The sequence below is a fragment of the Ruegeria sp. CDSB022 genome (assembly GCF_059611145.1).
In genome coordinates this window covers 50,180-68,364 of record NZ_JBXWOZ010000014.1, presented here as the reverse complement: position 1 = coordinate 68,364, position 18,185 = coordinate 50,180, and the positions used below count along the sequence as shown (strand labels likewise).

The 18,185-nt window shown below is 53.3% G+C and carries 21 protein-coding genes; 12 read left to right on the top strand and 9 right to left on the bottom strand.

From position 1 onward, the window contains the following. The first annotated feature begins 1 nt into the window (after position 1). Together AC2FIZ_RS16965 and AC2FIZ_RS16960 are read left to right on the top strand one after the other, a co-directional pair. Positions 2-313: a cupin domain-containing protein gene (locus AC2FIZ_RS16965; protein ID WP_170662651.1), complete on the top strand. Its 312-nt coding sequence runs from the start codon at positions 2-4 to the stop codon at positions 311-313. Between the two features lie 5 nt (positions 314-318). Then, positions 319-1,230, top strand: coding sequence for a sugar kinase (locus AC2FIZ_RS16960; RefSeq protein WP_496791391.1), 912 nt, complete (start codon positions 319-321; stop codon positions 1,228-1,230). A gap of 159 nt (positions 1,231-1,389) precedes the next feature. Here the strand turns inward: AC2FIZ_RS16960 and AC2FIZ_RS16955 are convergent, their stop codons facing one another. The 3 genes from AC2FIZ_RS16955 to AC2FIZ_RS16945 form a co-directional block, all read right to left on the bottom strand. After that, a complete protein-coding gene (locus tag AC2FIZ_RS16955; RefSeq protein WP_496791390.1) occupies positions 1,390-1,941 on the bottom strand; it encodes a GNAT family N-acetyltransferase in 552 nt (183 codons plus the stop codon). 181 nt (positions 1,942-2,122) lie between these two features. Then, entirely contained in the window at positions 2,123-2,350 is a 228-nt protein-coding gene (locus AC2FIZ_RS16950) for a DUF1127 domain-containing protein (protein ID WP_171126200.1), read from the bottom strand. Then, positions 2,340-2,564, bottom strand: coding sequence for a YjiS-like domain-containing protein (locus AC2FIZ_RS16945; RefSeq protein ID WP_281995624.1), 225 nt, complete (start codon positions 2,562-2,564; stop codon positions 2,340-2,342). Before AC2FIZ_RS16945 ends, AC2FIZ_RS16950 begins: the two co-directional genes overlap by 11 nt. A 100-nt stretch (positions 2,565-2,664) precedes the next feature. Here AC2FIZ_RS16945 and AC2FIZ_RS16940 point away from each other — a divergent pair, with 100 nt between their 5' ends. Next, entirely contained in the window at positions 2,665-3,606 is a 942-nt protein-coding gene (locus tag AC2FIZ_RS16940) for a LysR family transcriptional regulator (protein WP_281995625.1), read from the top strand. A 464-nt stretch (positions 3,607-4,070) separates the two neighbouring features. Here AC2FIZ_RS16940 and yghX read toward each other — a convergent pair whose 3' ends face one another. From yghX to AC2FIZ_RS16915, 5 genes are all read right to left on the bottom strand, one after another. Next, positions 4,071-4,958 carry a YghX family hydrolase gene (gene yghX / locus AC2FIZ_RS16935; RefSeq protein WP_281995626.1) on the bottom strand — a complete coding sequence of 296 codons (888 nt, stop codon included), beginning with the start codon at positions 4,956-4,958 and terminating at the stop codon, positions 4,071-4,073. 90 nt (positions 4,959-5,048) lie between these two features. Continuing rightward, positions 5,049-6,572: a malonate--CoA ligase gene (locus AC2FIZ_RS16930; RefSeq protein WP_282027872.1), complete on the bottom strand. Its 1,524-nt coding sequence runs from the start codon at positions 6,570-6,572 to the stop codon at positions 5,049-5,051. Next, positions 6,569-7,867 carry a malonyl-CoA decarboxylase gene (locus AC2FIZ_RS16925; protein ID WP_281995628.1) on the bottom strand — a complete coding sequence of 433 codons (1,299 nt, stop codon included), beginning with the start codon at positions 7,865-7,867 and terminating at the stop codon, positions 6,569-6,571. Before AC2FIZ_RS16925 ends, AC2FIZ_RS16930 begins: the two co-directional genes overlap by 4 nt. A gap of 1 nt (position 7,868) precedes the next feature. Next, a complete protein-coding gene (locus AC2FIZ_RS16920) occupies positions 7,869-8,534 on the bottom strand; it encodes a GntR family transcriptional regulator (protein WP_281995629.1) in 666 nt (221 codons plus the stop codon). Positions 8,535-8,576: 42 nt separating this feature from the next. Next, complete coding sequence (locus AC2FIZ_RS16915; protein WP_281995630.1) at positions 8,577-8,963, bottom strand: YciI family protein; 387 nt, start codon at positions 8,961-8,963, stop codon at positions 8,577-8,579. 84 nt (positions 8,964-9,047) lie between these two features. Here AC2FIZ_RS16915 and AC2FIZ_RS16910 point away from each other — a divergent pair, with 84 nt between their 5' ends. The 9 genes from AC2FIZ_RS16910 to AC2FIZ_RS16870 all read left to right on the top strand — a co-directional run bounded on the left by AC2FIZ_RS16910 (position 9,048) and on the right by AC2FIZ_RS16870 (position 16,904). Continuing rightward, positions 9,048-9,932, top strand: coding sequence for a fumarylacetoacetate hydrolase family protein (locus AC2FIZ_RS16910; RefSeq protein WP_171211991.1), 885 nt, complete (start codon positions 9,048-9,050; stop codon positions 9,930-9,932). Further along, positions 9,929-10,594 (top strand): malonic semialdehyde reductase, encoded by a 666-nt coding sequence (locus AC2FIZ_RS16905; RefSeq protein ID WP_171211990.1) that lies wholly within the window; start codon positions 9,929-9,931, stop codon positions 10,592-10,594. The genes AC2FIZ_RS16910 and AC2FIZ_RS16905 overlap by 4 nt, the downstream gene beginning before the upstream one ends. Before the next feature lie 147 nt (positions 10,595-10,741). Further along, positions 10,742-11,815 carry a C4-dicarboxylate TRAP transporter substrate-binding protein gene (locus AC2FIZ_RS16900; protein ID WP_171211989.1) on the top strand — a complete coding sequence of 358 codons (1,074 nt, stop codon included), beginning with the start codon at positions 10,742-10,744 and terminating at the stop codon, positions 11,813-11,815. A 30-nt stretch (positions 11,816-11,845) separates the two neighbouring features. Next, entirely contained in the window at positions 11,846-12,397 is a 552-nt protein-coding gene (locus AC2FIZ_RS16895) for a TRAP transporter small permease subunit (protein ID WP_171211988.1), read from the top strand. Next, complete coding sequence (locus AC2FIZ_RS16890; RefSeq protein ID WP_281995631.1) at positions 12,394-13,698, top strand: TRAP transporter large permease; 1,305 nt, start codon at positions 12,394-12,396, stop codon at positions 13,696-13,698. Before AC2FIZ_RS16895 ends, AC2FIZ_RS16890 begins: the two co-directional genes overlap by 4 nt. Positions 13,699-13,708: 10 nt before the next feature. Then, positions 13,709-14,575 (top strand): dioxygenase family protein, encoded by an 867-nt coding sequence (locus AC2FIZ_RS16885; protein ID WP_496791388.1) that lies wholly within the window; start codon positions 13,709-13,711, stop codon positions 14,573-14,575. A gap of 21 nt (positions 14,576-14,596) precedes the next feature. After that, positions 14,597-15,403, top strand: coding sequence for an amidohydrolase family protein (locus tag AC2FIZ_RS16880; protein ID WP_171211986.1), 807 nt, complete (start codon positions 14,597-14,599; stop codon positions 15,401-15,403). Beyond that, positions 15,400-15,777, top strand: coding sequence for a hypothetical protein (locus AC2FIZ_RS16875; RefSeq protein ID WP_171211985.1), 378 nt, complete (start codon positions 15,400-15,402; stop codon positions 15,775-15,777). The genes AC2FIZ_RS16880 and AC2FIZ_RS16875 overlap by 4 nt, the downstream gene beginning before the upstream one ends. A gap of 41 nt (positions 15,778-15,818) precedes the next feature. After that, complete coding sequence (locus AC2FIZ_RS16870) at positions 15,819-16,904, top strand: cytochrome-c peroxidase (protein ID WP_496791387.1); 1,086 nt, start codon at positions 15,819-15,821, stop codon at positions 16,902-16,904. Here the strand turns inward: AC2FIZ_RS16870 and AC2FIZ_RS16865 are convergent. Further along, positions 16,891-18,054: a pyridoxal-phosphate-dependent aminotransferase family protein gene (locus AC2FIZ_RS16865; protein ID WP_281995633.1), complete on the bottom strand. Its 1,164-nt coding sequence runs from the start codon at positions 18,052-18,054 to the stop codon at positions 16,891-16,893. The two genes, AC2FIZ_RS16870 and AC2FIZ_RS16865, sit on opposite strands and share 14 nt — an antisense overlap. Positions 18,055-18,185 lie beyond the last annotated feature (131 nt).

Sequence of the window (18,185 nt, the reverse complement as noted above, 5' to 3'; positions counted from 1 at the left end):
CTTGCCTGAATTTCCAGTTGTCTCGACAGGAGAGAATGTCACACGGCAAGTTCTCTCTGATCATCCTAATCTCATGGTTGTTGCCTTTCGGTTCAGCAAAGCAGGTGCGATAGGCGCGTTGCACAGCCATCCGCATGTCCAGTCAACATATGTCGAAAGCGGCCGGTTCCGGTTCACTTTGGGCGAAAGTGACCAAGAGTTCGGGCCAGGAGACAGTTTTGTCATTCCTTCAGATCAAACCCACGGATGTGTTTGCCTGGAACCAGGAAAGCTCGTGGATAGCTTCACTCCGCGGCGTGACGATTTTTTGTAGAACCCATGCGTATCTTAGCAATCGGCGAGTGCATGGCGGAACTTGCTCCCCTAGGCGGTCCAGGGGAGTTCAAGATCGGGTACGCTGGTGATACGTTCAACACAGCTTGGTATTTAGCGAAAATATCACCGAATACAGAGGTCGCTTATTTTACGGCAGTTGGTGACGACAAACTGTCCCGCGAAATGCGAGCCTTTATTGACAGAACAGGCATCGATACCTCTCACATTTGTGAAATCTTGGATGGAACTGTGGGTCTCTATATGATCCACCTTTCCAACGGTGAGCGTAGTTTTTCCTACTGGCGCAACAGCTCTGCCGCCAGACGGCTTGCTGACGACCCAGACGCGCTTGACCGTGCTATCGAAAAAGCGGATTTGATCTATTACTCAGGAATTACGCTGGGAATTCTTGGTCCTCAATCGCGAGAAAACCTACTTGGTGCTCTCCAAAAGGGGCGCGATGTAGGGAAAACCGTGGCTTTCGATACGAACATCAGACCCAAACTTTGGTCGAGTACCGAAGAAATGAAACGTTCAATCATGCGCGCTGCTGAACTCTCGGATATCGTGTTGCCGTCTTTTGACGATGAAAGCGCGTGGTTTAATGACGACTGTCCGACCGCGACTCTTGAACGATATGCAAGACATGGTGTGGAGCGGATCGTCGTAAAGAACGGCGAGCATTCTGTGGTTTATCAAGATGGGAATATTAGAGGGGAGGTGCCCGCTAAGCCGGAAACTTCCGCTATTGATACAACAGCCGCTGGTGACAGCTTCAACGCTGGCGTTTTGCTCAGCGTTTTGGAGAAAAGCGATTTCCGCGCAGGAATATCATTAGGCTGCCAATTGGCCAGCTACGTAATCCAAGCCAAGGGAGCGCTGGTTCCTGTCGATGCACTGCGTGTTACAGCCTGAGGCGATAAATCCCGACTTGTGTTTAACGTGGAATATTCGCACCGCACGGCCATTATCTCAAGAAAGGTAACTTTAACACTGAAACAATAAAGGCATTAGAAAAGGTCATTCGCTTAAGTGCAATCAAAAGACCGCAATACGCAGTGTGCCATTGGTCGTCTAAATAAAAAGCAGATGTGAGTGTGCCCTAATTTCAGCGAAAATCTCAATGGCAATTGACGTTGGCGTGGGCCAGTTGGGATGCAACACTGATTCAACAACATCTGCGTCAGCTACAAACCGCGCGTTATGTTTCGCCGCAAGATAGCGCATGTGGCGGTTTTCCTTCAGACACATCATTTGGATAGTCCGGACGCCTCTGTTCTGCGCCATCGCGTACATCTGTCGAAACAAAGCGTCGCCAATCCCAATGCCTTGCCATTCGGCTTCGACAGAGAGTGCAACCTCTGGCTTTGATGGCCATGAATGAAAGAGGCCGCGCAGTTCCACAAGGCCCCTCAATTGGCCCCAGACAAACGCTCCACAAGCGATACTGTTGTATCGAAGGATATTCTGTGCGTAACTCAAGACACCAATGTCGTCGACGGCTCCACAAAACCGTGCCCGCCGCGTTTGGACATCTAACCGCAGAAAATGATCACAGATTTTATCTTGATCGCCGAAACCGAGACGACGGACGACCAGATCTTGTGAAGTTCTCCTATCGCTCATTTCTCGGGGCTCCTGCTTGGCAGGTTGGTTTGGGCCAGCACTTTCGGGAGGAGTTGAAAATGCTGGCCCGTGCGTTGGCGCTCCCTGTTGGCTTTTTCGCCACCGCTCATGCTGGCTTACTCTGGGAGGAGCGAGAACCAGCATTTTCCGTGTAAGCTTTTGGACCTGAGGGCTCGCTTACCTATTCGTCAGCCATCAATTTTCCGGCATATTCCGGGATCTCAGATCGCGAAATTCCGATCTGAGAGAGTTGGTAATCGCTCATATTTGAAAGCGCAGAGAGCATCCGGGCCATTTTCAGTGCCTTCAAGGCCGCATTGGCCGTGGCTCCGATCCTCGCCAGGAAGCTGATTGATAGGGCGATGGAGTGACTACGATCTGTACTAGCCGTTTGGGTGTTAGCAGCCATATGCAGCCTCCATAGCAAGTTTTTTGATGCTACTGCGTGGAATGCCCAGATCTATTAAGTCACGGTCAGATAGCACCGAGAGCTCATAATACGTTGCGCGATAAACCCTGCGTTTGGCCTGTGCCTTTCGCATCGTGTCCAGATTTTGATGAAAGAACGTGCGGCCAGCTTCGAAAACGACATCCAGCGCGCTGTTTGATCGTGTAATTGCCATGATATTGCCTCGTCCGTTGCTGCAGTGCAGTATTTATGCTGCAATGCAGAGGTACGCCTGTTTGGTAGCGCTCACAATTTGGCAATCTGGCATAGGCCCCATGCCAGATTGGAACAGCAAGGGTCATGACATGGATATTTCTGCGCAAATGTTAATCTTTGCGACGGTTGTCGAGCAGGGCAGCATCTCTGCGGCTGCAAGATCAATGGGGCAGACCCCATCAGCAGTAAGTAAGCAGATCGGATTACTTGAAGATCAGGTTCACTACCACCTTCTTAATCGCACCCGAACGGGTGTCTCTCCGACGCGAGAAGGCCAAGATTTCTATGAAAAATGCAAAGCGATGGCTGACAAATTCAATGAAGCCAAAGCGATGATCCATAGCTTTGACGGCGTCCCACGCGGAGAACTCAGGATCGCGTCCACTGTCGCCTTTGGTAAGTCACAGTTGATCCCCGCCTTGCCTGAATTCATGGAGGAGAATCCTGAAGTTCAAGTATCGTTGGACTTAACCGACCGGGAGATTGATCCTCGCAGTGAAGGGTTTGACGTGGCGATCTGCTTTGCGGAACAACACAAGAATCCAGATATGGTCATCAGGCGCATTATGCAGAGTCGGAGGGTACTATGTGCCTCACCTGAATACCTTGAGCGTTCTGGAACACCGTCGAATTTCGCCGAATTGGCTGAGCACAACTGCTTGAGAGTTGCTGGGAGAAGCCAGCGGAACGCTTGGAACAGCATCGAACCGAACGCAGGCGAAAAATTTGAAGCAACGGGTAGTTTTGAGGGAAACAGCACCGATGTCGTCTTTCGAGCCGCTCTTGCTGGCATCGGGATCGCACGGCTGCCATGCTATATGGCAAACATTAAATTTAGCTCCGGCGAACTTGTCCACGTCATGCCGGAGTATGCACCACCCAGCACAGATATTGTCGTAATGTTTGCCGAAAGGCGGAATCTGGCACCAAAAACCCGCGCGTTCGTAGATTATCTCGTGCGGCGGTTTCGGGATACCGAAGAGAACCAAAAGAACGGCTAACTACGCGTAGAAACGATAGCAGTTGTCCAAGTTTATCCGATCCAATCTGCTGTGACTGTTTAAAAGCCAGCCGAGTTTCAAACAGAACTGACTGGGCACCTCGATCAAAAATCTGGTAGCGGTTGGTGAATATAGAATTGGTTAATTCAAACTAAGAGGAGCCTTTCTCCGAACACATGATCAATGGCTGCTATTAGCGGCATTAAAGTGATAGTGTGCTTAACCCGCAGATAAGCTGAACACCTAACGATGGATCGCTTCACCTAAATCTGCTTCGACATTACTTTCCAATCGTTTCAACACCAAAAAAATATCCAATGTTTGGGATAGTAGGCCAAGACCTGGTCGCGGAAACGCAGTCTGCGAAAGTCAAATTTCTAAGGCCACTGAGGGCTCGGCTAAGATGAACCTTGGGTTGGGACGTAGCTATGAAAACACAATGCTCGCTTCGCTGTACACTGTAGTTACTTCAGATAAGTGTTGAACCAATCAATGGTGCGGTCCCAGGCTAGGTTTGCCATTTCCTCGTCATAACGAGGCGTGCTGTCGTTATGAAAACCGTGGTTGGCATTTTCGTAGATGTAGGCCTCGTAAACTTTTCCGTTGGATTGCAGAGCGGCTTCAAAATCCGGCCAACCTGCGTTGATGCGCTCATCAAGCTCTCCCATCTGAATTAGTAACGGCGCTTGAATTTTGGCTACATCCTCAGCTGCTGGCTGGCGACCATAGAACGGCACGCCTGCGGCCAGTTCCGGGTAGGCCACGGCAATTGCACTGACTACACCGCCGCCATAGCAGAAACCCACTGCTCCGACCTTTCCGGTGCTGTCATCTCGGTTCAACAGGTATTCAAACCCATTGAAGAAATCGTTCATCAACTCGACACGGTCCACTGTCTTTTGCAACTCGCGCCCATCGGCGTCGTTGCCCGGGTAGCCGCCAACCGATGTCAGGCCGTCGGGGGCCAACGCCATAAATCCGGCTTTTGCCAACCTGCGCGTCACATCCTCGATGTAAGGATTCAAACCGCGGTTTTCGTGGATCACCAGCACCCCAGGTAGGGGCTCTTCAACGCCAGCGGGCCGGACAAGATACCCTCGGACATCACCGGTTCCATTGGGTGACGGATAGGTAATGTAGTCTGCGTGGATATCGGGATCGTTGAATGACACTTGCTGAGCCATCGCATAATTCGGGCTGAGCATGTTCAGCAACGCAACCGCTGTCACGCCGCCGACCGCGAACTTTCCGGCGCGATCCAGGAATTGGCGCTTGGTGATCTTGCCGTGCGCGTAAAAGTCGTACAGGTCCAGAAGTTCCTGGTCGAAGTCTTTTGCCGTCATGCGGGTCATTATGAATCTCCTAATGAGTTTGGCAGTCTGAAGGGGAGGGTAGTAGCCGATCTGAAAGTCTTTATTTGATTGAGCGTCTGGATGGGCTTACTAAGATTCTGCCGGCGACAGTTCCATGTCCGCGTACCGTTCGCGCAGCACGTTCTTTTGAACTTTTCCCATAGTGTTTCGCGGCAATTTCGAGACGAATTCGTAGCGGCGCGGATGTTTGAAGCGCGACAGCTTGTCCCTGATGGTCTCAGCAATCTGATCCGCTTCAAGTTTTACGCTTGGCTCAATAACCAGAGCGGCGATGATTGCTTCACCAAAATCGTTGTCGGGGACGCCGAAAACCGCCGATTCCAGAACACCGTCGATGTCGTTCAGTATCTCTTCAATTTCTTTGGGATACACGTTGTAACCCCCGGTAATGATCAAGTCTTTCGACCGCCCCACAATCGATAGATAGCTGTCCTCACTGAATTGGCCCAAGTCCCCGGTGATGAAGAACCCGTTCTCTCGTAACTCTTCGGCGGTTTTCTCGGGCATCTGCCAATAGCCTTTGAACACGTTGGGGCCGCGGACTTCGATCATTCCAACTTCGCCCGGGGGAAGTGGTTCTCCGGTTTTCGTATGTGTGACGATCACCTCGATGCCGGGCAGTGCCATGCCAACAGTTCCCGCGCGACGTTCGCCACTATAGGGGTTAGAGGTGTTCATGTTCGTCTCGGTCATGCCATAGCGCTCAAGTATTCGGTGGCCGGTGCGCGTTTCGAATGCCTGATGGGTTTCGGCAAGCAGGGGGGCAGAGCCCGAGACGAACAGGCGCATGTTCCCTGTGATCTCTTTTGTGAACCGGTCGTCTGCCAACAGTCTGGTATAGAAAGTGGGAACCCCCATCAAAAGGGTCGACTTGGGCAATTCATCCAGGATGGCGCCGAGGTCGAACTTTTGCATAAGGCGAACTCTGGCACCGGCGAGTAGTGACGTATTCATCGCCACGAAAAGCCCGTGCGTGTGAAAGATCGGCAGCGCGTGAACCAAGCGATCGTCGTTTGTGATACCCCACAGACCAACAAGAGCTTGGGCGTTGGACAATAGGTTTTGATGGCTCAGCATTGCGCCTTTGGAACGGCCTGTTGTGCCTGATGTGTAGAGCAACGCGGCAAGATCGTCCGGAGCGCGATCCACGGTTTCGAAGACGCAGGGCTGCGCGTCGGCCTCGCTGCTCAGGCTAGGGTAAACGCCGCCGAGTGTTCGCAGCTTTGCCCCAGACCGAGCCGCCAATTTTCCGACTTCAATTTCGTCTCTGCTATCGCAAACGATCATCGAAGGTTGGGCATCAGAGATGAAATAGTCCAACTCTGCCAAAGTGTAGGCAGTGTTAAGCGGCAGATAGACTGCACCTGCCTGTACCGAAGCGGCGTAGAGGGCAATCGTATCGGCCAACTTGGGCGCTTGCACAACGATGCGATCGCCTGGTGAAACGCCGTTGTTTTGCAAAACATGCGCGACCTGCGCGGTGCGCTTCAAAAACGCGTCATAGGACACAACCTGGTCATCGTCGAATTGCAGGAACGGAGCCTCGTTGCCCTCATGCCGGGCAAACAGGCTGTCGTATAGAGTGTTGGTCACGCGGTATTTTCCCTTGGCTTGGTCGCAAGCGCAGCGGTTGAGGCCGCGCGAACAGAACGCGAGGCTTCGATCGTCGCATGTGTCGCGAACTCTTCGTGATGACGTTCTGTTTTGTTTAAATCGTACAGGTAGTTCACCATCGCACCGCCGGATTGTGATCGTCCGTTCGGTGACAAATCGGCTTCGGCGTGCAACTCGTGCAACTCGGCACCGTTTCCGAGGTGAAAGCGGGCCACGGGATCCAACGGCATCCCATCCTCGCGCTTGGCGAACAACAGGTACCGGGCGGCCATTGCGCGCAAATCTTGCGGCGAGGTTGTTGCCGCAAGTACGGCCTCGGCGGCGTGGCCGTGCTCAGGATTGTCTGTTTCGCCCTCTAGCCAACGGTTCAGTCCTGGTATCGGCGACAAGGTCACAAATGTATCAAGCCCCTCAAGTTCTCGCGACAGCTCAGTTACAACCTGTTTGATCAACAGATTGCCAAAGCTGATACCGGTTAAACCTTTCTGGCAATTCGAGATAGAGTAGAACGCCGCGACTTTCGCTTGTTCGGTTTCGATCGGTTCCCGATCTTCGGACAAAAGCGCATCGATTGCGTCTGGAACTTCAGCCGTCAGAGCAACTTCGACAAAAATCAGCGGCTCATCTGGCATCGAAGGATGGAAGAATGCAAAGCAACGACGATCCGGCGGGTAGAGCCTGCGTCGCAGATCATCCAGATCGTTGATTTGATGGACCGCTTCGTAGGCAACGATCTTGTCCAAAACGCGGGCAGGGGTATCCCAACTGATTTGTTTGAGGACAAGAAAGCCCCGATTGAACCAACTTCTCAGCAAATGAACGAAATCAATATCTGTTCGTTTGAGCTCGGGGTTGGATTTAAGAAAGCGCAATAAGTCAACGCGCATTGCTACGAGTTCTTGTGTCGCGCCGGATGGTTGGTTCAATCGGCGCAACAACTCTTGCCGTTTGGGTTCCGCGAATTCGCTAAGCTTTTGATATAAATTGACACTTCTGTCGTTTGCATAGAGGCTTGCCACTTCGGCAAGCTGATCCGCGTCCAGCTCAAGTTGGTCATTCAAATAGGCAAAAAACTCCAATTTCTCGGGGTCTTCTAAGGTCTGGTACCGATCAAGAATTGTGGAGCCGAGGGTGAAGCCCGATACTTCGCCTTCTGCGGACAACAAGGCCTCACAAAGCTCTGCAATGGATCGATAGTCATCGTTGCCGCGCTTTTTGCCGGGACGATCGAACAGCTGATTCAGCAGATCGCCCAGAAACCAGTTCCGCTGCATTTCAGGACTCCATCTGACTGCTCAGGTACTCACCCGTTCGGCGGTAGTGGTTGAGCAAGTGCTGGGTCGCGCCGTCTGCATCGTGGTCGAGTGCGGCATCCAGGATTTGCTGGTGTTCGGCAGCGATATCGCGCTTTTTGTAACTGGGCCCTCCCGCCGCCAGATAACGATAGCGAATGTTGAGGTCATAAAGCTGCGAGCAATACCGTAGCAGCAACGGCAGTTTTGCATTTTCCAACAAGGCCATATGAAACACTTTGTGGGCGTCTTCGAAGTCTGGTGCACTCTTTTGACTGGCCTTTTTCATATGGTGATGCCGCAAAACAAGCCTGTCCTCCCAAGCTCCATCTGCATTAGCGATGGAAGCGCGCAGCGCTGTTTCCTCGAGGTTGCATCGGAGCAACAGTATTTCCTCGAAGTTGGATTTGCTGACTGGCGCCGCCCGAAATCCGCGCTGATCAATCCGCTCGACCAGCATGTCAGACGTCAGGAGGCTAAGCGCCTCCCGAACCGGGCTTGCGCCCGTATCCAGAAGGCCACGGAGTTGTTCGATCTTGAGCTTCTGTCCGGGCGGCAACTCGCCTGTGAGGATCATATCGCGCAGCCGTCGATACGCACCATGAGTGGCTGATTTCTCTTTGCCCTCGGTATCAAGCATGACGTCCATATCCGACTTTTCCTCTTTGAATGCGCAATCTTTGAAGTGCTTTTAACTGAGGGCGCTTGTTCCGGTCGATAGACCGACTGTCAGGTTCAGTGAGCCTTCGTTGATCATCCAGCGCCGAAGAACAAAACTGCGCGCCCCGCTTTTATGCATCGGGTCGTCCTCGGCTAGATTTCGAGCGACCTCAAGGCTGTCGGCGCGGTAGATGATCAGGCCCATTCCCTGCATATGCTCACCGGTTTCATCCGACATTGGTCCGGCAAAAGCCAGCTGACCCGAACGTTCAAGCTGCGCCTGATATGCCAAGTGATCAGGAAGTGACGCCTTCACGTCTTCGGGCGCTTTGGCAGGCGTGCTGTGTGCAACGTAAAGCTCCAAAGCAAGTGCGCCGCGGCTCTGTGCTTCTGATTTGTAGTCTGCCCAGGCAACCATCTGCGCCCTCCAATAAAATCGATATTAATTGACATATGGCAAAATAATCGGCAAAAATCAAGCAAACTGATATGGATGATGAAAATGAAATACCTAGTGGGAGAGACTTTGGAAGGTACCGCGGTGTTTGCCGTGAACGGCGAAAAAGCAGTAAATTTAACGGCTTTGGACTCTGGTGTCGGCACAGATCTGATGGGGTTGATTGCCGATCCTGGTTTGAGCGACTCACTGGCCGATAAAATCTCAGCAGCGGTGCCTGTGCCAGTCTCGACTATCACGCCGGCATTGCCGGTGGCCGCCCCCGGCACCATTGTTTGCATGGGATTGAACTATACCGACCATATCAAAGAAGGTGGATACGACATTCCCGCGTACCCAACGCTATTCATGCGCGGAAAGAACTCAATCATGGCGGCTGGCAAACCCATGGTGCGACCGGCGGCTTCCGAGCATTTCGATTATGAAGCGGAATTGATGCTGATCGTTGGGAAACGCGGTCGCCATATCTCGGAAGAAAAGGCGCTGGATCATGTGTTTGGTTATACCGTTTTCAACGATGGTTCGGTGCGGGACTATCAGCGCAAAACGGTTCAGTGGACACCGGGTAAGAACTTTGACGACACGGGCGCAATTGGCCCCTTCACCGTGACTCAGGATGAGTTGCCCGAAGGCGCTTCGGGCCTCAAGATCGAAAGCCGCGTTGGCGATGAGGTTCTTCAAAGTTCGAATACCGCCAACATGATCTGGGGTGTCCGCCAGGTGATCGCGACAATTTCGGAATTCATGACTCTGGAACCGGGAGATCTGGTTGCATTGGGAACACCGCCGGGCGTGGGCCACGCCAAAAAACCCGACCCTCGCTGGTTGAAGCCAGGCGAAACCGTTGAAGTCGAGATCGAAGGTATCGGCGTCTGTTCCAGCCCGATCGTGGACGAAAAAGACAACAGGTCAAAGGTGGCAGCAGAATGAGCGCACCGACCGGGGCAGAGCTGGAGGCACTTCGCGCCAAGGCGCAGCAAGATCATCGCGAACTGCGCGCGCGCATTCCTCGTCTGTCGGATGACGCAATCGCCTTGATTCTGCGCGAGTCACGGTCGCACTATGCGTGGACAAACAAGCCGGTTTCCGACGAGTTGCTTGAAGAGGTTTACGACATCACGATCAGCGGCGCGACCAGTATGAATACACTGCCTGCGCGGTTCATTTTCGTGAAAAGTGCCGAGGGCAAAGAGCGGCTTGCCAAGTCTTTGAAGCCAAAGAACGTGCCAAAGATGATGGGCGCGCCAGTCACGGCCATAATTGCCCACGACATGGAGTTCTGGAAGGAACTGCCCTTCCTTTTCCCACACGAAGATCGTCGGCCGTTGTTCGAAAATAATCCCGATTACGTGGCCGATACGGCGTTTCGCAATGGTACGCTTCAGGGCGCCTACTTCATGATCGCGGCACGGGCCGTTGGGTTGGACGTTGGTGCCATGTCAGGCTTTTCGAACAAGATTGTCGACGAGGAGTTCTTTGCAGGAACCACCCTCAAATCGAACTTTCTGTGCAATCTAGGTTACGCCGATGAAACGGGTTTGTTTCACAAACTGCCGCGATTTCCGTTCGACAGGGTTTGTTCTTATGCATGAGGAAATGACGCAAGTGGGAGGCCAATCGGCCAAGTACTTTGCCGTCGCAATGCTGCGCAAATCCGTTGGTGTGGAAAGGACTGACTGCCGGGGTTCAAGGCGAACAAATAAAGGGCAACAAGATCAAACTTTCTGGGAGGAGAGATAATGAAAAACTGGACCAAGTGCAGTCTACTGGGTGTTGCCGTGGCAAGCACTATGGCACTGTCAGTCGCAGCGGAAGAGACCATTTCAGCTGTCGTAATTGATGGTTACCCAGACCGGGCCTTGTGGGTTAAAGAATTCACAAACTTCTTTATTCCTGAAGTGGATAAGCGGTTGGCCGAGTCCGGCAATTACAAGATGAACTGGCAGGAGAACTATGGCGGTTCTATTGTAAAACCCAAAGGTGTTCTGGAGGGCGTACAGTTGGGTTTGGGCGACATTGGCATCGTCACAACCATCTTCCATTCGTCCAAGCTGCCCAGCCAGGGGATCTCGGGCTCGACACCATTCGTCGCGTCGGATGCTCGCGCGGTGGCCAAGGCGGTCGACGAGATCGCGCGAGAATACCCGGCGATGCAGAATGAGTTCGCTGCGCAAAATCAGGTCTATCTGGCAACAGGCGTTGTGCTCGACACATATCAGATGTTCTGCTCAGAGCCGGTCGAGAAAGTTGCAGACCTTGAAGGACGCAAGATCGCGGGTGCTGGTTTGAACCTGCGCTATCTCGAGGGTATCAAGGACGCGGCTGGCGTTCGCGGTGGCCTTACAGATTTCTACAACATGGTCCAAACCGGCCTCGTCGATTGCGTAATGATTTGGCCGGAAGCTTCCAAGACGTTCAAAATCGTCGAAGTGGCCCCTTACATGTTGAAGGCAGACCTTGGTGCGGTGAATACAAAAACAGTCACCGTCAATGCCGACTACTGGGCGAGTCTGCCCGATGAGGTCAAAGAAGTACTACAGGCCGTGGCTATTGACTACCGTGACCATGTGGCAGGCATTGCGATGGACCGAGCCGCAGCGTCACGAGATGCCTTTGTAGAAGCTGGCGGATCGATCATTGAAATCTCGGATGAAGACCGCGCCGCGTGGGCAAATGCTATGCCCAATGTTGCGCAGGAATGGGCTGCAACGCTTAACGAAAACGGCGAACAGGGCACAGAGATGCTAGCCGCTTATCTGAGCAAGCTTCAGGGCGCCGGATTCACTGGTGTGCGCGACTGGACGGTCAAATAACCTTTCGGCGACCTGAGAAAGGGGCCTTACATGCTGAAGACTGCTGTTGCTGTCCTGTCGCGGGTCGCCAATTCGCTTGCTATCGCCGCCAACGCATTGGGTACGCTTGTCGTCCTAGCGTTGGTGGTCATTCTGAATGTTGACGTCATTGCGCGGGGCCTGTTTTCGGCCCCACTGCGCGGAACCTACGAGATGGTGCAATTCTCGGTCGTGATGATCGTGTTCCTGCAGCTGGCCGACGTTGTCAGAGTGGATCGATTGACGCGCTCAGATGGGTTTCTGAACCTGCTACACCATCGTCGCCCCGGTCTGACAGCCAACCTGAGGCGCATCATCAACGCCATTTCGGCAATCTTCATGGCCTTGATCGCCTATGTAACCTTCCCAGAATTTCTTCACATGTGGGAAACACAGGACTACTTCGGAGTGCCCGGTCTTTTCACATTGCCTTGGTGGCCGGTCAAACTGGTCATCGCGTGCGGTACTGCGCTTGCCTGCGTGATCTTCCTGCTCAAGGTCGTCACGGCGCAGGACCGCCCGCAACTTATTCGCACCCCAGAGCATGACGAGGCCGCAGAATGACGCCGATTGAGATTGGCCTGATCTCGGTCGTTGCCATAGTCTTTCTGATTTACGCGGGGGTCTATATTCCAATTGCTTTGGGCGTGGTCTCCTTCGTGTCGATCTGGCTGATGCGGGACAACTTCACGCTTGCGCTCAACCTGCTGAAGGTTGCGGTGGGCGACAGCGCGATGGAATACAGTTTCGCGACAATCCCGCTGTTTACCTTTATGGGCCTCATCGTTTCAAAAGCGGGACTAGGGAGGGATATTTACGAGGTCATGACCATGCGATTTCGCAAGGTCAAAGGCGGTATCGGAATGGCGACCGTCGGAGCAAATGCTGTGTTTGCGGCCGTTACCGGGTCGTCCATTGCGTCCGCATCAGTGTTCACCAAGGTCTCGGTCCCGCAGATGATGGCGCAGGCATATAATCCACGTTTTGCGGTTGGGGTTGTGGCCGGGTCGTCGGTTTTGGGGATGATTATTCCACCCTCGGCGATGCTGATCATCTATTCCTTTGTCGCCGAACAGTCCGTAGGGGACATGTTTCTGGCGGGAGTTATACCCGGTATCATGCTGGCAATAGCTTATGTGGGCGCGATCTGGTTGATGGGCCGCTTTACACCTGCATTTGTGGGCGGCCGGGTCGTCGAAGACACCGAATGGATGTCCTGGCGCGAGATCGCATCCAAGACCCTGCCCACATTGTTCATTATCACGGTAGTGCTCGGTGGCATTTACACAGGATGGCTAACCGCTGTCGAGGCGGGTGCCGCTGGGGCACTGGTTGCGCTCGTGATCGCAGTCGTACGCAAGTCCATGACACCAAGAGCGTTCTGGGACGCGTTGCTGGAAACCGGTCATATTACAGCGGCGATCTTGTTCCTGATTACGGCGGCTTCGATCTATAGTCGCATGCTGGGGCTGGCCGGGCTGCCCAATCAGTTGCAGGATTTGCTCGCGGGAAATTCCGCGTCCTTTTGGTCGATCATGCTGCTCTACGTTCTCTTGATGCTTTTTCTGGGAACTTTGCTCGATACAGCGTCCATCATTCTGATCGTCGTCCCGCTGTTCCTGCCCATGGCCGAAGCCCTGGACATGTCGTTTATTTGGTTTGGCATTATCACTGTGGTCGGCGCCGAAATCGGGCTTTTGACCCCGCCTTTGGGCATATCTTGCTTCGTCATCAAATCGACGATCAACGATGACCGAATATCGCTCAAGGATGTGTTCATGGGCGCACTTCCCTTTGCGTTCGTGATGCTGATCGTTCTGTTTATTCTGATCGAGTTCCCGATCCTCAGCCTTGCCCTGATTTAAGGAGGCACAGATGCGCTCTGTCACCAAAGATAATATCACCGACGTGTTCATGGGATACCTGTCCAAGGACACCGATCCGCGGATGCGCGAAATCATGGGGTCACTTGTCAAACACCTTCATGACTTCGCGCGCGAAACCAACCTGACGCATGACGAATGGCGCGCTGGGATTGCGTTTCTCGAGGGCTGTGCCGCTGTGGAAACCGAGGACCGGCACGAGTTTGTGCTGGCGTCGGACGTGCTGGGCCTGTCTTCTTTGGTGGACATGCTGCATTCAAGTCCAGACGCAACAAGTTCGTCGGTGTTGGGCCCGTTTCATGTATCCGGCGCACCTCCGCTGCCCATGGGTGGGGATATGAAACGACACTACGGCGGGTCGGTTCTGCTTGCTGAAGGCATCATTCGGGACACAGCGGGCAATCCCATTGCAGGAGCAGAACTCGACATCTGGCAAACGGCACCCAACGGCCTCTACGCCAGTCAGGATGAAGAACAGGACACCTACTCTTTCCACGGGCTGATGACAGTTGGTGACGATGGCAGATACGCGTTCACCACAGTAAAGCCAGTTGAATACACTGTGCCGTCTGACGGGCCAGTTGGCGATATTCTGCGTGCTTGCGGTCGCCATCCGTGGAGGCCCTCACACCTGCACTTTATCGTCAAAGCCCCCGGCCATCGCTCACTCGTGACCGAGATTTTTCCGGACGACGATCCCTATCTGGATCAGGATACGGTCTTTGGTGTTCGAGACGATCTGGTGATGACGTATGTTGAACGACCAGCTTCGGAATTTCCCGATGACATGGCACTTTCTGGTAGGATCACTGAACCTTACCTGCACGTGAATTTCGACGTCACGCTTGCTCGGGACTGAACGCTATGGAGGATGCTTGAAGTGCTAAAATACATATTCATTGTATATGCAGCGCTAGTCAGCGGAGTGGCCATCGCCGATGAGCGACCGATTTTCGATGCACATATTCACTACAGCCATGATGCCGTGAAACTGGTTCCGCCCGAACAAGTGGCCAAAATCCTGCGGGATGCAGGCGTGCGGAAAGCCCTGGTTTCCAGCTCGGACGATAGCGGAACGCAACTGCTTTTGGCTGCAGCGCCGGACATCGTTGTTCCGGCACTTCGTCCCTATCGTCGTCGCGGTGAGATCAACACCTGGATGCACGACGAAACAGTAATCGATTATCTGGAAGCAAATCTGTCGAAGAACGACTACGAAGCCATCGGCGAGTTTCACGCCTATGGGGACGATATCAAAACGCCGGTTATCCAGCGTATGATCGCACTGGCGAAGGAACGGAACTTAATTCTGCACCATCACGGTGATCGCGACGCGGTTGACCTGATCTTCGAAACCTGGCCGGAGGCTCGGGTACTGTGGGCACATTCTGGCTTTGACGATCCAGGAAAGGTTGTCGACGCTTTGAATGCGTATCCCCGGCTTTGGGCCGATCTGGCGTTCCGTTCCGACATGGTCTCGCGGGGCCGTGTCGATCCGGATTGGCAAGCTGCGTTCGAAGCGCATCCTGATCGGTTTATGGTCGGTACCGATACATTTGCGCCGGAGCGCTGGTATTACGTCGGCCCGCATGCAGAATTTTCACGCGAATGGCTGGATTTGCTTCCAGACCAGATAGCGGACAACATTGCCTATGCCAACGCAGAACGATTGCTGGCAACAAAATGATCCGCTGGCTCGTCTGGTTTCTGGTATCTTCCGGCGCTGCCGTCGCTTGTGAGGCGACCGGGCAACGGATGGGTTCTGAAATTCAGAACGCGCCTGCTGTGCATTTGACTGTCAACGAAATTCCGTTGGCTCAACCGTTTTCAATACTCCTCACTGTGTGCAGCGAAATTACCGTGATTGATATGCGCGTCGATGCAATCATGCCTGCTCACCAACACGGGATGAACTACCTTCCAGTCGTCACTGCAAAAGGCGACGGTGTGTTCCGTGTTGATGATATGCTGTTTCACATGCCGGGTATGTGGGAGCTTCAAGTGGACGTCGAATACAAAGGGCAATCGGTATCCTACACCTTTGACATTGCGCTGAAATGAAGTTGTGGGTGACAGCTGCGCTAGTCTTACTGACGAGTTCGGTGCGTGCAGAAGTCCTATTGTCAGAAGATGAAATCCAACAAACGCTGTCCTTTGGGCCGTGGCCACCATCATTCCAACCTGATCCAAGCAACAGGGTTTCAAACGATCCCCGAGCGATTGCGCTGGGCGCAGCGCTTTTCGACCATCCGGTGTTGTCGATTGATGGTGCATTTGCCTGTGCAAGTTGTCACGACCCCGAGCAGGCACTCACCAACTCCGAGGCACGAACATTCGGTCGCGTGATTTTGGATCGGAATACGCCATCACTGCGAAATCTGGCAGGTCTGCGATGGTACGGGTGGGGCGGAAAGAGCGATAATCTGTGGGCTGCCAGCTTGCATCCGATCATTGAAGAACAAGAGATGGCGCACAGCAAAGAAAGCCTAATGAGAGCCATTTCCGAGAGTACGCACATTGAAGATTTTGAGGTCATTTTTGGCGATGTTCAAAGCCAAGACACAGAGCAGGTCTTGGTAAACATTGCCAAAGCCCTATCAGCTTACCTGGAAACGCGGGTAACCGAGCGGACACAATTTGACGATTTTCGCGACGCGTTGGAGCGCAGCGATCTGGCAGAGGCTGCGAACTACCCCGAAGCTGCCCAGCGAGGGCTTCAGCTCTTCTTGGGGCGCGGGAATTGCGCGTTCTGCCATAATGGCCCGAGATTTTCCAACAACGAATTCCACGACGCGGGCGTGCCATATTTTCTGAGTGAAACCGAAGTCGACGATGGCCGGTTCGGAGGGCTGAACTTCTTGCTCTCCAGCCCTTACACATTGGACGGAGACTGGACTGACGATCCGGAAAAGCAAGGCGCGTGGGCGGTCCGAAATGTACGAAGGAGCCATTCCGATTTTGGAACCTTTCGTACGCCCAGCCTTCGAGGTGTAGCCGAAACCGCCCCCTATATGCATGACGGCAGCCTGGATGATCTGGACGCCGTGGTCCGACACTATAACGAAATTGATATAGAAAGGCTTCACGCCGATGGCGAAGCCATACTCTCTGAACTGAATTTATCCGAGCAGGAGATTGCAGACCTGGTTGAGTTTTTGGAGACTCTGTCCGGCGTTACGCGGCCTTGAGATACTCCAATGCAGCCTGAGTACCGCCTGTAGTGTGCGGCACGCCGCTTTTGGCGAGTCCCATTTCTACGCCTGAGAGTGTGCCGATCAACATCAGGTCGTTGAAATCGCCTAAGTGACCTATTCGGAATACCTTGTCGGCTACTTTGGATAGACCATTTCCGAGTGAGATATCATAGTGCTCCAGCGCCGTCGCACGAAAGGCATCAGCAGAATGTCCCTCAGGCACTTTGACAGCGGTCAGTACGCCTGACTCCTGACCTTGGCGGGCACACAATACCTCAAGCCCCCATGCTTGCACGGCAGCTCGAGTCGCGGCTCCGTGGCGGGCATGACGAGCGAATACGTTCTCCAGCCCCTCCTCGTGCAACATATCGATGGCCTCATTCAATCCATAGATAAGATTGGTGCCAGGGGTATAAGGGAAGAACCCTTTCTGGTTCGGCTCGACCATATCCTGCCAATTCCAATAGCTGCGTGGCATGGTCACGGATTTTGAATGTTCCAGAGCACGATCGCTCACAGCGTTGAAGCTGAGACCCGGCGGTAGCATCATCCCTTTTTGCGAACCGGAGACACAGACATCTACGCCCCATTCGTCGAACCTAAGATCGATCGATGCAAGGCCAGAGATTGAATCAACCAAAAGAAGGGCAGGGTGTTTCGCCGTGTCTATTGCCCTGCGCACTTCCTCAATAGGCGAGACTGACCCGGTAGAAGTTTCATTGTGGACGACGCATACCGCCTTGATCTCGTGCTGACTGTCCGCGCGCAAGCGGTCTTCTATCTGATTGGGGTCCGCACCGCCACGCCAATCCCCTTCAATCAACTCTGGCTGTAACCCAATTTTTTCAGCCAAGTTGCACCACATGAATGCGAAATGTCCTGTTTCGTACATGAGAACATTTCCGCCCGGCGACACTGTATTCACAAGCGCAGCTTCCCACGCGCCTGTACCGGATGAAGGATAGATAAAGACGTTTTGTTCTGTCTTGAAAATTGTTTTCATCCCAGAGAGGGCTTTGTGGCCTACTTCTGCAAAATCTGGCCCCCGGTGATCGATGGTCTGCATGCTTATGGCCTTCAGGATGCGTTCCGGCACGGCACTTGGCCCTGGGATTTGCAAAAAATGTCTGCCCGCCTGGCGCATTTGAACTGATCCTTCCGCTGGCGCCGAAACAGTGGCGCAATTACCTATTGGCAAAAGTTAATTATGAATTCATTATTCAGTCAACGGTGAAGTGAAGCTTCTAATTGGCTAGTTGGGAAGGAAAGGCGAAC

Bases quoted from the DNA above. Each gene is read 5' to 3' on its own strand.
- AC2FIZ_RS16890 (WP_281995631.1), top strand. From the start codon at position 12,394: ATGACGCCGATTGAGATTGGCCTGATCTCGGTCGTTGCCATAGTCTTT.
- AC2FIZ_RS16900 (WP_171211989.1), top strand. From the start codon at position 10,742: ATGAAAAACTGGACCAAGTGCAGTCTACTGGGTGTTGCCGTGGCAAGC.
- AC2FIZ_RS16905 (WP_171211990.1), top strand. From the start codon at position 9,929: ATGAGCGCACCGACCGGGGCAGAGCTGGAGGCACTTCGCGCCAAGGCG.
- AC2FIZ_RS16960 (WP_496791391.1), top strand. From the start codon at position 319: ATGCGTATCTTAGCAATCGGCGAGTGCATGGCGGAACTTGCTCCCCTA.
- yghX (WP_281995626.1), bottom strand. From the start codon at position 4,958: ATGACCCGCATGACGGCAAAAGACTTCGACCAGGAACTTCTGGACCTG.
- AC2FIZ_RS16940 (WP_281995625.1), top strand. From the start codon at position 2,665: ATGCCAGATTGGAACAGCAAGGGTCATGACATGGATATTTCTGCGCAA.
- AC2FIZ_RS16955 (WP_496791390.1), bottom strand. From the start codon at position 1,941: ATGAGCGATAGGAGAACTTCACAAGATCTGGTCGTCCGTCGTCTCGGT.
- AC2FIZ_RS16950 (WP_171126200.1), bottom strand. From the start codon at position 2,350: ATGGCTGCTAACACCCAAACGGCTAGTACAGATCGTAGTCACTCCATC.
- AC2FIZ_RS16925 (WP_281995628.1), bottom strand. From the start codon at position 7,867: ATGCAGCGGAACTGGTTTCTGGGCGATCTGCTGAATCAGCTGTTCGAT.
- AC2FIZ_RS16895 (WP_171211988.1), top strand. From the start codon at position 11,846: ATGCTGAAGACTGCTGTTGCTGTCCTGTCGCGGGTCGCCAATTCGCTT.
- AC2FIZ_RS16875 (WP_171211985.1), top strand. From the start codon at position 15,400: ATGATCCGCTGGCTCGTCTGGTTTCTGGTATCTTCCGGCGCTGCCGTC.
- AC2FIZ_RS16915 (WP_281995630.1), bottom strand. From the start codon at position 8,963: ATGGTTGCCTGGGCAGACTACAAATCAGAAGCACAGAGCCGCGGCGCA.
- AC2FIZ_RS16865 (WP_281995633.1), bottom strand. From the start codon at position 18,054: ATGCGCCAGGCGGGCAGACATTTTTTGCAAATCCCAGGGCCAAGTGCC.
- AC2FIZ_RS16920 (WP_281995629.1), bottom strand. From the start codon at position 8,534: ATGGACGTCATGCTTGATACCGAGGGCAAAGAGAAATCAGCCACTCAT.
- AC2FIZ_RS16885 (WP_496791388.1), top strand. From the start codon at position 13,709: ATGCGCTCTGTCACCAAAGATAATATCACCGACGTGTTCATGGGATAC.
- AC2FIZ_RS16945 (WP_281995624.1), bottom strand. From the start codon at position 2,564: ATGGCAATTACACGATCAAACAGCGCGCTGGATGTCGTTTTCGAAGCT.
- AC2FIZ_RS16910 (WP_171211991.1), top strand. From the start codon at position 9,048: ATGAAATACCTAGTGGGAGAGACTTTGGAAGGTACCGCGGTGTTTGCC.